The sequence below is a fragment of the Hyphomicrobium album genome (assembly GCF_009708035.1).
Classification (GTDB): Bacteria; Pseudomonadota; Alphaproteobacteria; order Rhizobiales; family Hyphomicrobiaceae; genus Hyphomicrobium_A; species Hyphomicrobium_A album.
In genome coordinates this window covers 531,501-544,855 of record NZ_WMBQ01000002.1, presented here as the reverse complement: position 1 = coordinate 544,855, position 13,355 = coordinate 531,501, and the positions used below count along the sequence as shown (strand labels likewise).

Genomic DNA, 13,355 nt, shown 5'->3' with positions numbered 1-13,355 from the left:
ATCAGGATTTTCCGGGTGATCGCTCGTTGCCAGCCTTGGTGTACGCCGGCGGCACGTAGAAATTCAGCGTCTTGAGGGCTTCGGCGCCGGTATTGCAGATTTCGTGCTTCTCGCCCCGCTCGATCAAGACGAGCATGCCCGGCACCAGCCCGAGCTTCCGGCCTTCGATGCGAGCCTCGCCGCTTCCCGAGACGACGAACAGCCATTGATCCGCGCCGCGATGGCGGTTGTCGGGTCCACCCTCCTCGCCGCCGGGTGCGATCGTCATCTCGGCGGCCTGGGCGTGCTTCTCGTCGATGGCGACATGAAAGCCGCGCTTGAAGCTGAGCTGCTTGCGTTTCATCGCGGGAGTGGTCCTGGTGCGTAGACACACGTGAAACGCGTGGCCGCACCAGCCGTTCCGAGGCTACTCGTCCTCGGCGGCCGTCTTCTCGGCGGCGAATTCAGCCTCCAGCGCCTTCTCCAGCGCGACGAGATCCTGCGGGAGTGGCATGCCATAGGCCCTCAGCTCGTTCAGCTTCTCCATCAGCTGGAGGTAGAGCTCGTGCTTGTCCTGCGGCTCGTTCTGCATGCGCGTCATGAGAATGCCGAGCTCAGCCTTGACTTCCTCGAATGCCATTTGCCGTTTCCTCATTCTGTCGTCCGGCGAACGTACTTGCCCGTGGTTACCGGTTACTCCACCGGGAAGTCGAAAAAGGTCGAGGGGTAGGGTTCGTTGCGCAGGGTGTAGTGCCACCACTCGCTACGATTGTTGTAGAAGCCGCACTCTCGCATGAACGATCGAAGCAGGTTTCGGTTCGCACGCTGCGTCTCGCTGACCCTGGGTGAGGCCGTGTGGGACATGTCCGAGAAGCAGTCGAAGCCGGTGCCCATGTCGGCGCTGCCATCGTCGGTGCGGGCGCCGGCCTTCGAATCGCAGGCGCGGATGTCGGCTCTCCCGGATTCGAGCGCCACCTTGCGTTCCAGCGGCACCATGCTGAGGTCGACCGTGCTGCCGCGGCTGTGGCCGGAGCGCGAGGCTATGTAGTTGAGGCGGAAAAGACTGCGCTTATCGACGTCGGGGTAGTAGGCCTGCTTCATCTTCTGGTCGCGGAGATCGCGGCCCCAGGCGACAAAGGCATTCACCGCCCGCTGCGGCCGATAGCAATCGTAGACCTTCAGGGCATAGCCGTGGCCATGTAGCCCGTCGGCCGCGCACTTTAGAGCGTCCGCCGCGGGTTTCGTGAGATAGCAGCGCGGCGCCTTGTAGCCTGGGATCGGCCGGCCGATGAAGTTCTGCGGCGTCGTGTAGCGCATCTCGACGACAAGACCGGGAATGACCGTGGCAGCGTCCACGAAGCCGCGCGGCGGCGAGCCCGCATGCGCCGCGTGCGCCATTAGGAGGAGTGCGGCGGCCAGGGCACTTCGCATATGTCGCGCGGGGCTTTTCTACCCGGCCTTCTGGTAAGTGCCGATCATCTGCGCTTCGGCAAGCACATGCCCGTCCATTGACGAGAGCACTGCCGTCTTGGTCGGGCTCGTCAGCTCGAGCGTGGTGTCGAGTGCATATAGCTTGAAGAAATAGCGATGCCGTCCGATCGGCGGGCACGGACCGCCATAGTCCGTGCGCTTCCAATCGTTCATACCCCCCTTCGTGCCGGTGGGAAGCGTCGAGACGCTTTCGGGCAGGCCTGCGGTGTCGGGCGGAATGTCGAGAAGCACCCAATGCACCCACGTCAGTTTCGGCGCCGCCGGATCGGGCGCATCGGGATCATCGACGATCAGCACCAGGCTCTTCGCCTCCTCGGGAACATCGGAGAACGTCAGCGGCGGCGACAGGTCCTTGCCCTCGCAGGTGTACTTCGCCGGGATCTCGCCACCGTCTTTGAAAGCCGAAGACGTGATCTGCATGGCGCAGCTCCTAGAAAAGCTTCAGTCCCGGCGGCAGCGGCAGACCGCCTGCCATCTCCTGCATCTTTGCCTGCAGCGTCGCATCGAGCTTGCCCTTGGCATCGCCGGCAGCGGCGACAATGAGGTCCTCGAGGATCTCCGCCTCATCCGCCTTGATGAGGCTCGGATCGATGCTGACCTTTTTCACGTCGCCCTTGCCCGTGAGCGTGACTTTGACGAGGCCGCCGCCGGACTGGCCGTCGATCTCCATGCCAGCGAGCTCTTCCTGCATCTGTTGCACGCGGGCCTGCATCTGGCCCACCTGCTTCATCATGCCCATGAGATCCTTCATACGTGCACGCCTCCAGTGGATGAACTAGCCGGTGCCGGTCTCGTCGCGGCTCGGTGAAATTAGCGGACGAATGTCAGCGATCTTCGCGTCGGGGAACTCGTCGAGCACCGCCTTCACTGCCGGATGCGATTTAAGCGCCTCGAGCTCGGCCGCCTCCCGCTCACGGCGCACCTCGCCGCGCGGACGCTCGCCCATGGCTTTCGACAGCACCACGACCCACTTGCGGGATGTCCAGGCGTTGAGCTTCTCGCGCAGATCGTTGGCCATCTGCGGGGGGGCGCCGGGCAGCAGGAAGACATCGATCGAGCCCGCGGCACCGTCGAACTTCACGAGACTGACGCGATCTTCTAGATGCACCTTGAGGATCATGTCGCGCCGCTCGCCGGCGAGCGCGATGACCTCGTCGAAGGAGCGCGGATCGGCAAGCGCGGTCGACCGGGCCTCGCCGACGAGATCGGCAAAAGAGGCATCGTAGTCGGCATCGAGCCCGAGACTGTCGTCCTCTGGAAGGGTCTCGTCGCGTGATGCGGGCGACGACTGTGAAATGCCCAGAACCTCGGCCGGCCCCGGCACATTCGCCACTGGCGCCTGGTTCAGCGGTGCATCGCGCGTGCGGCCATTGTCGGCCGCGGCCGGCTTGCCGCTGCGGACGAGGGCGCCTTCGCCGCCGAGCATCCGGATCAGCTCGTCGGGCGCTGGTAGGTCTGCCGTGTAGGCGATGCGGATAAGGACCATTTCGGCCGCAGCGCGCGGGTTCGCCGCCTCCGACGTCTCCTCGCCACCCTTCAACAGCATCTGCCATGCGCGCGACAGGAGCGGCGTCGACAGCCGATCGGCGATGGCGGAGGCGCGGCGCTTTTCCTCCGCACTCATGCCCTCGCTGCCGGCGTCGCTACCGACGGCTTTGACGCGGGCAGCGGCGTGCACTGCCTCCGCCAGGTCGGCGAGCAGCTGCACCGGCTCGGCGCCATCTCGATGCAACGCGTCGAAGGACAGCAGCGCCGATTTCACGTCGCCGCGGAACACTTGCTCGAGCAGATCGAAGATGCGACCGCGATCGGCGAGGCCGAGCATCGAGCGCACCGTCTCGGCGCGCACTTCGCCCTCGCCCAGGGCGATCGCTTGATCGAGCAGCGACAGACCATCGCGCACCGAGCCCTCGGCGGCGCGGGCGATGAGCGCCAGCGCGTCGTCATCGGCGCTGGCAGCCTCCTTGACGACAATGTTGGCAAAGTGGCCGCTCAACGCCGGCACGTCGACGCGGCGCAAGTCGAAGCGCTGCGTGCGCGACAGCACCGTCACCGGCACCTTGCGGATCTCGGTCGTCGCGAAGATGAACTTGACGTGCTCGGGCGGTTCCTCGAGCGTCTTCAAAAGAGCGTTGAAGGCGCCCTTCGACAGCATGTGGACTTCGTCGATGATGAAGACCTTGTAGCGGGCGATGATCGGCTTGTAGCGGGCACTCTCGATCAGCTCACGAATGTTGTCGACGCCGGTGTTGGACGCGGCGTCCATTTCGATCACGTCGGGATGACGGCTCTCCATGATCTCGGCGCAGTGCTTGCCGAGCACGGGCATGTCGAAGGTCGGCCCCGTGATCGTGTCGGTCTCGTAGTTCAACGCGCGGGCAATGATGCGGGCGGTGGTGGTCTTGCCGACGCCGCGCACGCCGGTCAGCATGTAGGCCTGCGCGATGCGCCCCGACGCGATGGCGTTGCGCAGCGTCTTGACCATCGCCTCCTGGCCGATCAGGTCCTCGAAGCTCTGCGGGCGGTACTTCCGCGCCAGCACGACATACGGCTTCGACGCACCATCACTCGGAGGCGACATCGTCGTTGAACTGTCCGATTTCTTTTTTGCCATGCGAGTCGCGCTGCGGTGCCCACTTGCTCAACGTCATCCCCGCGGAGGTGGGGACCCAGTGCACCTCGATGCCTGGCCGCCGACGATCAAAGCCCAGCGGCGGGAGAAGGATCACGTCAACCGCGCCTCGTCCCGGCGTGGCCTGGTTCCCGCCTCCGCGGGAATGACGTGAAAGGGAGGCGATGGTCGCGGCAGCACCACACGCGATGCGATCATATAAAGAGGAGACTGACGAACGACCCGCGTCCTGATCGTTAGGGCTGCTTCCTTCCGGACCTGACCCGGTTGGCGAGGGATACGTCCGCCGCCAGTCTCCCGCGGAGATTATGGAGGGTGAGGCCTAAGGTTACAACCCTCCCGCACTGCGGCGCGAACACCTTCCACGCTCTGTCATTTTTCCGCTCTAGGGTCGCGGCACAAAGGGGCGACCGCCAAAGACGGTTTATTTGACAGGGCGAGCAAGCGCCCCATAGGCTTGCCGCGCATTCATCCGGGGGGAAAGATTGCACATGAAGCCTGTTGCGTCGCTTTTTGCGTGCTTTTGCACGCTCATTGCACTGTCATCGCCGGCCGCCCACGCCGCGTGCCCCGAGGCCGAAGATCTCGACATTCAGCTGCGCGACAAAGAGGTGCAGCGCCAGCTTATCCTCTCGGGCTTCCTCGCTGCCGAAATCGGGCGCGCCAACGAGAAGTTGATGCGCGTAGCCATCTCTGACTTCCGCACCGCCAACAACTTGCCGGGAGGGGATCAAGCCGTCCTCACCGAGGCCGAGTGCGACACGCTCAAGCACAACAACAATGCGGTCTACGCCTTCATCGGCTTCAAGCAGGTCATCAACCCGGTCAATCAGCTGAAGATGACGTTTCCGGCCGGCCTCCTGCCGCCGGAGGCAAAGCCCTCCGAACTGAGCTGGCAGGAGTATGAGAACCCCGCCGTCAGCCGCGTCGGCATCGACGTGTTCCGCGTGTCGGGGCGCGAGTCCTCCACCAACTCATTCTCACGCGGCTACCAGTCCTACAATGCCCTGCAGCTCGCCTACATCCACAACTCGGGCTCGGAGCTCATCGCCGAGGGCGCCGGCAGCCGGTGGGGATCGCGCTACTACTTCCACAACATGACGTTCGAGTATCAGGGCGGCCAGCGCGGCATCTACATTCGTTTCGACATGAAGCCGCCGGAGGGTTTCACGCCGCCGCCGGAGATCCTGCCGGCTGCCCGCCTCGACAAGATCAAGAAGCAGATCGGCAAGCTCATCACTGCGGGCAGCACGGCAGTTCCCACTGAGGCGGAGGTCGCCTGGGCGCTGATCGCCCGTGCCGTCTTCAACATCGTCGCCTCCGACTTCTACGACCAGAACGGCTGGCAGGAGATCACCACCAAGAACTGCGTGTTCGGATCGCAGAAGCGCGCGCGGCGCGGCGGCGTGCGCATCGTGTTCGCCACTACCCGTACTGTGGCGAATAAGGACGGCGACATGACCACCATGTTCGGCAATACGGCCAGCGACAAGATCAGCATCGGCTGCGTCCAGGTGAACCCGCGCTTCTCCATGCAGCGCGGCGATCAGACGTATCGCGGAGCCTGGCGCGGCGGCGCGCGGGTGGCGAACGCCCGCATCAAGCTGCTAACCGACCCGATCGACCGCGCGAGCGAAAATTATGTGCGGATCATCGACTCGTCCGCGGCAGAAGACGCGACGCACGCGCTGCTCGTCATCCACGGCTACAACAACTCGTTCAATGACGCGATGCAGGCGGTGGCGAGGATCGCCGGCGGCGCCGACTACAAGGGCCGCGTCTTCATGTTCTCCTGGCCGAGTGTCAGCAAATCGCTGCGCTACCTGCAGGACGTCGACAACGCCGAGGAGGCGGAGGGATCGTTGCAGGCGTTCCTCGCCGCGATCCTGCGCGACAACAACATCCGCACGCTCGACATCGTCGCCCACTCCATGGGCTCGCAGCAGCTCATGCGCGTCATGGGCGGCATCCGCGGCATCCTCGACGGACGCCGGCACGAGGAGGGCATGCTGCGCTTGGGGCAGGTGGTGTTCGCGGCGCCCGACGTCTCGGCGGCAGTGTTCAACACCAAGATCCTCACCTGGGCGAAGCTCGCCCAGCGCGTGACCATCTACACGTCGGGCGGCGACTGGGTGCTGTGGCTGTCGTCGTTCCTGCGTGGGCTGAACGACCGCGCCGGCGGCCATACGCCGTGGGGCGAGCCGCTCTACGTCAACGCCAGCAACGTGTTCGTCGTCGACAAGACGCCTCCCGAGTACGACTTCTGGAAGTTCTTCAAGTACACCCACGCCGACTACGTCGACGACAAGGTGATCCTCAATGACATCCAGACAGTGATCACCGGCCAGCCTAAGGGCGACCCGAGCCAGCGCGATCCCGAGGGCAAGGTCTTCAAGACGATGCCGTACAAGGGCATCGCCGGTAAGAAGTTCTGGGCGACCCTGCCCGAGGGACCGTTGGCGGATGCCAAGGAAGCAGTGCAGGAAGGGCTGAAACGCAAGGCGCCGGCGCCCACACCGTCTTCAGCTCCGGCACCCGCGGGTCCGCCGACGGCACAGCAGCCCGTGCAACAGCCCACCGCCACGGGCACCACCCCCTAGGAAAATCTGGACGTGCGCGGACTTTGCAGTATCCTGGGGTTGTGTCGGCACGCCTTGGGGGGTCTGCCTTGGCCATCAACGTCTTCTTAAGCGTCGGGCGCACCAACACCCCCGTGCAGGAGTCGTTTGTCGCCAGCGTCGAGGAATATCTGGCGAGCAAGGGGCTGCGTTCGCGCACCGTCGGTCGCAACGAGTTTACTCACAAGCAACCGTTGCAACTCGTCGACGAGCTCATGGATCGTTGTGCCGGCACGCTCGTCATCGCTCTCGAGCGCCTATTCCTGGAGACCGCCATCGATAGGCGCGGCTCGGACGCGGCGCGGCCCATTACCGGCGCCCTGACCACACCGTGGAACCAGATCGAGGCCGCATTCAGCTATGCGCGCAAACTTCCACTTCTTGTGATCAAGGAAGACTGTGTGCGGGAAGAAGGCATGCTTGAAGGGCGCTACGACTGGTACGTGCACTCGACCCAGTTAGATGGGGAATTTCTTACCTCGCGCGAATTCGAGGGAACATTTCAGAGTTGGAAGAAAGATGTAAAGCGGCGTGCCGGTTGGTTTGGCTGCCGACACTAGCTCCTTAGCAGAGGTATCTGATGCCCCGCCCTGTTGCGGTAGCGTTCGTTCACGGCATCAACGCTACGGACCTCAACTTTTCGATCTCGATGCGCGAACGGCTAACGCGCGCTCTGCCCCGCAAGCTTCGCCCGTTTGTGAAATACAAATCGATCTTCTGGGCCGACATCGTGCGCGGGCGGTCGCAGGCATACCTGCACCAGGCGCGTGCCTCTACCGTCATGGCGGATAGCGCCTACCGGCGCCTAGTGGTCGAGGGGCTGGGCGACGCAGCGGCCTATCAGAAGACGAGAAAGCGCGACAACTCGGCCTATTTCGGCATCCAGGACCGCGTCACACAAGCGCTAGACGACATAGATGCTGGCGACGATCCCAACCGGCCGCTTGTTGTCATCGCACATTCGCTCGGCTGCCACATAACTTCGTCCTACGCTTGGGACATCAACCGACTGAAGCAGATGCCGTTGGAGGATGTCGTTAAGTGGGGCGAGGAATCCGACCGGCTGGCGAGCCGGCTGCAATCGGCATCGCCTTTCCGGCGCCTCGACACGTTCGCCGGCTAACGATGGGCAGCAATATGCCCCTCTTCACTTTCACCTTCGGGCCAGATCGTGTGTACCCCATCACCCACGATTTCAAAGACGGACGGCAGCCAGCGTTTCCGGGTCACGGCCTAAGCCCGGCGACTCGAGCGCACGCAAAATGGATCAATTTCTTCAGCGCGAACGATTTGCTCGGCTATCCACTGAAGCCACTCAACAGTGCGTACGGCAATGAACCGCGCATTGAAGACCGCGCCGTCTATTCGGAAGGTTTTTTGCGCGCGATGCTTCTGCCGCGATATACCAACGTAATGCGCGCCCACTTGCGCTACTGGCAAAATCCTACCGTGATCAAGGAGTCGGCCGCGCTGATCGCACGCATCATAACGGCTGACGATCGTCCGGCGAAGGGCTGAAGCTAGATGCAGCGGCCGCCGTCGACCTCGAGGGCGACGCCGGTGATGAACGACGATGCCGGGTCGGCAAGGAACATCGCCGCGTTGGCGATGTCGTGCGGGCGCGACAGGCGGCCCAGCGGAATGCCGGCGAGGAACTTGGCGCGGTTTTCCGGCGTGTCGGCGGATCCCATGAACCGCTCGAGCATGCCCGTCTCGCCCATCACCGGGTTGATGGCGTTGACGCGGATGTTCTTCGGCGCGAGCTCCACCGCCATCGATTTGGTCAGCGTGATCACCGCGCCTTTCGAGCCGTTGTACCAGGTCAGACCGGGACGCGGGCGAACCCCGGCGGTGGAGGCAATATTGATAATGATGCCGCCGCCGCGCTTCTCCATCTTCGGCACCGCCGCGAGGGTCGTCAGGTAGATCGATTTGACATTGACCGCGTAGATGCGGTCGAACTCGGCCTCGTTCACCTCGAGCAGCGGCTGGTTTCGATGCGTGAAGCCGGCGTTGTTGACGATGATGTCGAGCGCACCAAAAGCCTCGGTCGCCGCCCGTACGATGTGGTCGACGTCGGCCTTCTGCGAGACATCGCCCTGCACCGCGTGGACCTTGTCGCCGTAGCCGGCGGCCAGCTCGCGCACGCCCTGACCGTTGAGGTCGGCGGCGATGACGCTCGCGCCTTCCAGCAGGAAACGTTCCGCTATTCCGCGGCCGAAGCCGGAAGCTGCGCCGGTGACGATCGCAACCTTGCCTGTGAGCTTCATGTGGACCTCACCTCAGCGGACGCGGCGTACGGGAATCTTTCCTTCGGCGGCGAGGCGCGCGGCCTCGGCGCGGTAGGGGCTGGCGCGGTAGGTGCCGAGCACCTTTTTCTCCGACGAGAAGAACGACAGCTCCTCGAGCGCGAGGCGCACCATTCTATCCAGCGGATGCCCTTCGATGTCGGCATAGAACATGGTGGCGTTGAACGTGCCCTCGAGCTGGTAGCTTTCCAGCTTCGTCATGTTGACGCCGTTGGTGGCGAAGCCACCCAGCGCCTTGTAGAGCGCGGCCGGCACGTTGCGCACGCGGAAGATGAAGGTAGTGATGACCGGGGCGTCGTCGGCATCGGCATCGTCCGCTTCGGCCGAAAGAATGACGAAGCGGGTGGTGTTGTGCATCTCGTCCTCGACATCAGGGACGAGGATCTTGAGGCCGTAGATCTCCGCAGCAAGCGAGGAGGCAATGGCGGCAAGCGTCGGGTCGTTGGCTTCGCTCACCATGCGCGCCGAGCCGGCGGTGTCGGCCTCCGGTACCGGCTTTAGACCAAGCTCGATCAGCTTACGGCGGCACTGACCGAGCGCCTGGGTGTGGCTCAGCACGCGCTTGATCGTCTTCAAGTCGGCGCCCGGCGCGGCCATCAGCTGGTGCCGCACGCGCAGGAAGTGCTCGCCGACGATGTAGAGATCGGCTTCCGGCAATAGGTGATGGATGTCGGCGACGCGCCCGGCGACCGAGTTCTCGATCGGGATCATGGCGAGGCGCGCCTCGCCCGCCTTAACCGCCTGCAGTGCGTCCTCGAACGTCGGGCAGGCGACGGCCTCCATGTCGGGAAAGGCCTCGCGGCAGGCGAGATGCGAGTTGGCGCCGGGCTCGCCCTGATAGACGATGCGGTCTGCCGCGGACTTGCTGGATAAGGTCATCGAGACACTGGGGTTGGGTTGGGTTGAGCGCGTTGAAGCCGAATTGTTGGAGGCCGTTCTATGCCCTTCCCGACAACGGGCCGCAAGCCGTCCCCCTCTCACGGAGGCCGGTTCCAGCCGGCTTGGTGACGAAACAAGGTGCCCGCCCGCCGAAAAATGGTATTGCGCTCGTTCAACCCTCCAATGAAATATTGCCGACAATTTTCGCATGGGGCGCAGATGTCAAAGACCTTGGGGCTCGTCCGAATACAAATGCTCGCTCTCGTCGCGGCGGCAGCGTTGATGGCGGGCGGAAGTGCCCAGGCCGGCGAGCACGAGGATTGGTGCTTCGCCGACCAGGAGAAGACGCAGGACGAGGCGCTCGCCGGCTGCACGGCGCTCATCGACGGCGGCAAGTTGAGCAAGGACAAGCTCGCGACGGCCTATGCGAACCGGTGCCTTGTCCACACCCAACGCAAGGCGAACGATCTGGCGATCGCTGATTGCACGCAAGCGATCACCATCGAACCTGGCAACACTTACGCCTACGCGCAACGCGGCGAAGCGTATTGCCAAAAGGGCGACGTCGAGAAGTGCGTTGCCGACTTCGACCAAGCCATGCGCATCGATCCCAACGACACGTCGTTCGTGTACTTGCGCGGTGTCGCGCGCGCCGACGCCGGCGATGCCGACGGCGCCATCGCCGACCTCACGAAGGCGATCGAGCAAGATCCGGGGACGGCCGCCGCGTACGTGCGCCGCGGCCGCATCTACGAGGCCGAAGGGGATAAGGCGCGCGCCGCAGCCGACTACCGGAGCGCTCTGAAGATCGACCCGTACGACGAGACGGCGAAGAAGCTCCTCGAAGCCTTCAGGAAGTAAGCAGCGTGCGAGACCCCGCGGATGCGATCCGGCAAGCAACCGACCTCACGACCGCACGGCCACGTGATATTGGTTGCATTTACGCTCCCTATAACGGCGCAATGACAGTGCCGTGACGGGAAATGGGGGAAGTGGTTTGAGAGGGTCGATTGTTAGACGGGTTGCCGCCATTGCGGCGCTCGTCGTTCTCGGAGTGGCCGCCTACCTTGCCTTCTGGCCGGTGCCGATAGAGCCCGTGCCATGGAAGGCCCAGACGCCACCCGGGTTCACGGGCGCATATGCACCGAATGCGCGCTTGTCCGGACTGCGCACGATCGACATCGGCAACGAGTCCGGCCCGGAGCACATCGCTATCGGGCCGGACGGCAAGTTGTACGCGGCGATGTTGAGCGGCGACCTTCTGCGCATGGACCCCGACGGCGGCAAGCAGGAGATATTTGCAACGACGGGCGGGCGGGTGCTCGGCTTCGACTTCGATGCCGCGGGACAGATGATCGCCGCCGACCCCATGAAGGGATTGCTCGCCATCACGACCGACGCGCGCGTCAGCGTGCTGACGGACCACGTCAGCCCGGACGATCCGATCCAATACGCCAACTCCATCGTCGTGGCGCCGGGCGGCACCATCTATTTCACCGATGCGTCGACGCGCTTCGCGCCGCGGTACTGGGGCGGCACCTACGCGGCGAGCGTGCTCGACATCATGGAGCAATCCGCCAGCGGCCGGGTGCTCGCCTATGACCCGGCGACCAAGCGATGCCGCGTTGTCGCGCACGGCCTCTCGTTCGCCAACGGCATCGCCTTGTCGGCCGATGGGCTTAGCCTGTTCGTCACCGAGACGGGCCGCTACCGCATCTGGAAGGTCGACGCGGGCGCCAGCGACCTCGACGTGCGCAGCGGCTCGCCGCAAGCGCAGGTGCTGCTCGACAACCTGCCGGGCTATCCCGACAATCTCATGCGCGGGCGCGACGGCCGCATCTGGGTTGGGCTGTTCAAGCCGCGCAACCCGGCCGCCGACGGCCTCGCCGAGAAACCGTTCATGCGCAAGATGCTGGTGCGCCTACCGCGCTTCCTGCTGCCGCTCGGCGAGTCCTACGGGCACGTTTTCGCCATCGACGAAGAGGGCCGCGTCACCGAGGACCTGCAGGATCCGGCTGCCGGCTATCCCGAGACGACCGGCGCGACGGAGACCGCGGAGCGCCTTTACATCCACAGCCTCAACGCCCGCGCAATCGGCTGGCTTCCACGATGATACTCATGCGCGCACTGATGTTCACGGCGCTGTTCGCTTGCACGGCGCTCGCCGAGGACGGGCCACCGCCGGCCACCGCGCTGGAAGACATCTACATCCTCCGCAGCATTCGCGAGCCTTCCGAGCCCGTCGCCGGCTGGTGCGCGCCGAGCAAAACGGGTTTCGAGCCGTTCGCGGCCGACGCGGAGCGCGTATTCTCGTTCTGGAGCGTTCGCTCGCGGCCCAACGACGGTATGGTCGTAGACGCAAAGGGCTCGCGCGTCGCTTCCCTGCACGCCTGCTTCGGCCCGACCCCCGATCGAGCACGGCAGAACTTCTACGCCGAAGTGCAGCTCGGCTCGATTTCGTTTCGCGGCAATGGCGAGTGCACGGCGTTGGCAATCAATACGCCGGAAACCGGGCTGTTTCCCGTCCGCTGCCAGCTTATTCTCAGCGGATTGCCGGCTCCGTATGTGGGAGGGCTGCTCACGACCAATACGATGACGAGCAAAGCTCCCTACGGAGGCGACACCGATCCGCTCGGTTACACGCAGGCTTCGATCGCCACGATCCGCCTGTGGAAAGCGAGGTAGGCAGTTTAGCGGACCCTCAGGAGGCGGCGGGCACGCTCCAGGTCGGCAGGAGTATCGACGCCGAGTGGAACGGTGTTGACGATGGCGACGTCGATGCGCATGCCGGCTTCGAGGGCGCGCAACTGCTCGAGCTTCTCGCGCTTCTCCAGCGGCGAAGGAGGCAGCGACACGAAGCGCGTCAGCGCGGCGCGACGATAGGCGTAGAGGCCGATGTGATGGTAGAGCGGGCCGTCGCCCCACGGAGCCGTGGCACGCGTGAAATAGAGCGCACGCAGGCGGCCTGGCGAAGCGAGTGGCGAGCCGACGACCTTGACGACGTTGGGATTGGTCCGCTCCTCCACCTCGGTGATCTCGGCAGCGAGCGTCGCGATGTCGGTCGCCGGATCGGCGAGCGGCGCGATGCAGGCTGCAACCAGGTGCGGCTCGAGGGTCGGCAGGTCGCCCTGCAGGTTGACGACAATGTCGGCGCGCGCATCGGGATCCACTATGGAGATCGCTTCGAAAATGCGGTCGGAGCCGGACGCATGATCCGCCCGTGTCATTACCGCCTCACCGCCGGCCGCCTCGATGGCCGCCTTCACCTCGCGTGCATCGGTCGCTACGACGACGCGGCCCGCCTTGGCGGCGATAGCGCGGCGCCAAACCTGCACGATCATCGGAGCGCCGGCGATATCGACCATCGGCTTGCCGGGCAGGCGCGTCGCCTGCATGCGCGCAGGAATGACAACGAGCGTATTGGGCACTTGTCCGCACCTATCGGTG

16 protein-coding genes and 1 other RNA gene are annotated in these 13,355 nt (G+C 64.5%); 7 read left to right on the top strand and 10 right to left on the bottom strand.

From position 1 onward, the window contains the following. Position 1 precedes the first annotated feature (1 nt). From GIW81_RS14695 to ffs, 7 genes are all read right to left on the bottom strand, one after another. Positions 2-343, bottom strand: a complete 342-nt coding sequence (locus GIW81_RS14695; protein ID WP_154740115.1) for a cupin domain-containing protein — start codon at positions 341-343, stop codon at positions 2-4. Positions 344-406: 63 nt separating this feature from the next. After that, positions 407-619 (bottom strand): hypothetical protein, encoded by a 213-nt coding sequence (locus GIW81_RS14690; protein ID WP_154740114.1) that lies wholly within the window; start codon positions 617-619, stop codon positions 407-409. 53 nt (positions 620-672) lie between these two features. Beyond that, positions 673-1,410, bottom strand: a complete 738-nt coding sequence (locus tag GIW81_RS14685; protein ID WP_154740113.1) for a M15 family metallopeptidase — start codon at positions 1,408-1,410, stop codon at positions 673-675. 18 nt (positions 1,411-1,428) lie between these two features. Beyond that, on the bottom strand, positions 1,429-1,890 hold the full coding sequence (locus tag GIW81_RS14680) for a YbhB/YbcL family Raf kinase inhibitor-like protein (RefSeq protein ID WP_154740112.1): 462 nt from the start codon (positions 1,888-1,890) through the stop codon (positions 1,429-1,431). Positions 1,891-1,900: 10 nt separating this feature from the next. Continuing rightward, the gene (locus tag GIW81_RS14675; protein WP_154740111.1) at positions 1,901-2,221 is read right to left on the bottom strand and encodes a YbaB/EbfC family nucleoid-associated protein; all 321 of its coding nucleotides are present in this window, start codon (positions 2,219-2,221) and stop codon (positions 1,901-1,903) included. Positions 2,222-2,245: 24 nt separating this feature from the next. After that, entirely contained in the window at positions 2,246-4,084 is a 1,839-nt protein-coding gene (locus tag GIW81_RS14670; protein WP_154740110.1) for a DNA polymerase III subunit gamma/tau, read from the bottom strand. 220 nt (positions 4,085-4,304) lie between these two features. After that, positions 4,305-4,400: signal recognition particle sRNA small type (gene ffs, locus GIW81_RS14665), an RNA gene on the bottom strand. A gap of 193 nt (positions 4,401-4,593) precedes the next feature. Here ffs and GIW81_RS14660 point away from each other — a divergent pair. The 4 genes from GIW81_RS14660 (at position 4,594) to GIW81_RS14645 (ending at position 8,238) form a co-directional block, all read left to right on the top strand. Further along, entirely contained in the window at positions 4,594-6,702 is a 2,109-nt protein-coding gene (locus tag GIW81_RS14660) for an alpha/beta hydrolase (RefSeq protein ID WP_154740109.1), read from the top strand. Positions 6,703-6,770: 68 nt separating this feature from the next. Next, positions 6,771-7,280: a hypothetical protein gene (locus GIW81_RS14655; protein WP_154740108.1), complete on the top strand. Its 510-nt coding sequence runs from the start codon at positions 6,771-6,773 to the stop codon at positions 7,278-7,280. A gap of 20 nt (positions 7,281-7,300) precedes the next feature. Continuing rightward, positions 7,301-7,843, top strand: a complete 543-nt coding sequence (locus tag GIW81_RS14650; RefSeq protein WP_154740107.1) for a hypothetical protein — start codon at positions 7,301-7,303, stop codon at positions 7,841-7,843. Between the two features lie 14 nt (positions 7,844-7,857). Continuing rightward, complete coding sequence (locus GIW81_RS14645) at positions 7,858-8,238, top strand: hypothetical protein (protein WP_154740106.1); 381 nt, start codon at positions 7,858-7,860, stop codon at positions 8,236-8,238. A gap of 2 nt (positions 8,239-8,240) precedes the next feature. On the opposite strand, the gene GIW81_RS14640 is transcribed toward GIW81_RS14645, so the two are convergent. Continuing rightward, positions 8,241-8,990, bottom strand: a complete 750-nt coding sequence (locus GIW81_RS14640) for an SDR family oxidoreductase (RefSeq protein ID WP_154740105.1) — start codon at positions 8,988-8,990, stop codon at positions 8,241-8,243. Between the two features lie 12 nt (positions 8,991-9,002). Further along, positions 9,003-9,908: a prephenate dehydratase gene (locus GIW81_RS14635; protein WP_154740104.1), complete on the bottom strand. Its 906-nt coding sequence runs from the start codon at positions 9,906-9,908 to the stop codon at positions 9,003-9,005. Between the two features lie 219 nt (positions 9,909-10,127). On the opposite strand from GIW81_RS14635, the gene GIW81_RS14630 reads away from it, so the two are divergent. From GIW81_RS14630 to GIW81_RS14620, 3 genes are all read left to right on the top strand, one after another. Beyond that, positions 10,128-10,769, top strand: a complete 642-nt coding sequence (locus GIW81_RS14630) for a tetratricopeptide repeat protein (protein ID WP_210251944.1) — start codon at positions 10,128-10,130, stop codon at positions 10,767-10,769. Positions 10,770-10,881: 112 nt separating this feature from the next. Continuing rightward, positions 10,882-12,021, top strand: coding sequence for an SMP-30/gluconolactonase/LRE family protein (locus GIW81_RS14625; RefSeq protein ID WP_324615053.1), 1,140 nt, complete (start codon positions 10,882-10,884; stop codon positions 12,019-12,021). A 5-nt stretch (positions 12,022-12,026) separates the two neighbouring features. Then, on the top strand, positions 12,027-12,593 hold the full coding sequence (locus GIW81_RS14620; protein ID WP_154740101.1) for a hypothetical protein: 567 nt from the start codon (positions 12,027-12,029) through the stop codon (positions 12,591-12,593). 5 nt (positions 12,594-12,598) lie between these two features. Here GIW81_RS14620 and GIW81_RS14615 read toward each other — a convergent pair whose 3' ends face one another. Beyond that, a complete protein-coding gene (locus GIW81_RS14615) occupies positions 12,599-13,336 on the bottom strand; it encodes a 3-deoxy-manno-octulosonate cytidylyltransferase (protein WP_324615052.1) in 738 nt (245 codons plus the stop codon). Positions 13,337-13,355 lie beyond the last annotated feature (19 nt).

Coding starts and splice junctions, on each gene's coding strand:
- GIW81_RS14630 (WP_210251944.1), top strand. CDS start 10,128: ATGTCAAAGACCTTGGGGCTCGTCCGAATACAAATGCTCGCTCTCGTC.
- GIW81_RS14675 (WP_154740111.1), bottom strand. CDS start 2,221: ATGAAGGATCTCATGGGCATGATGAAGCAGGTGGGCCAGATGCAGGCC.
- GIW81_RS14645 (WP_154740106.1), top strand. CDS start 7,858: ATGCCCCTCTTCACTTTCACCTTCGGGCCAGATCGTGTGTACCCCATC.
- GIW81_RS14660 (WP_154740109.1), top strand. CDS start 4,594: ATGAAGCCTGTTGCGTCGCTTTTTGCGTGCTTTTGCACGCTCATTGCA.
- GIW81_RS14680 (WP_154740112.1), bottom strand. CDS start 1,890: ATGCAGATCACGTCTTCGGCTTTCAAAGACGGTGGCGAGATCCCGGCG.
- GIW81_RS14650 (WP_154740107.1), top strand. CDS start 7,301: ATGCCCCGCCCTGTTGCGGTAGCGTTCGTTCACGGCATCAACGCTACG.
- GIW81_RS14685 (WP_154740113.1), bottom strand. CDS start 1,410: ATGCGAAGTGCCCTGGCCGCCGCACTCCTCCTAATGGCGCACGCGGCG.
- GIW81_RS14670 (WP_154740110.1), bottom strand. CDS start 4,084: ATGGCAAAAAAGAAATCGGACAGTTCAACGACGATGTCGCCTCCGAGT.
- GIW81_RS14635 (WP_154740104.1), bottom strand. CDS start 9,908: ATGACCTTATCCAGCAAGTCCGCGGCAGACCGCATCGTCTATCAGGGC.
- GIW81_RS14640 (WP_154740105.1), bottom strand. CDS start 8,990: ATGAAGCTCACAGGCAAGGTTGCGATCGTCACCGGCGCAGCTTCCGGC.
- GIW81_RS14620 (WP_154740101.1), top strand. CDS start 12,027: ATGCGCGCACTGATGTTCACGGCGCTGTTCGCTTGCACGGCGCTCGCC.
- GIW81_RS14695 (WP_154740115.1), bottom strand. CDS start 343: ATGAAACGCAAGCAGCTCAGCTTCAAGCGCGGCTTTCATGTCGCCATC.
- GIW81_RS14690 (WP_154740114.1), bottom strand. CDS start 619: ATGGCATTCGAGGAAGTCAAGGCTGAGCTCGGCATTCTCATGACGCGC.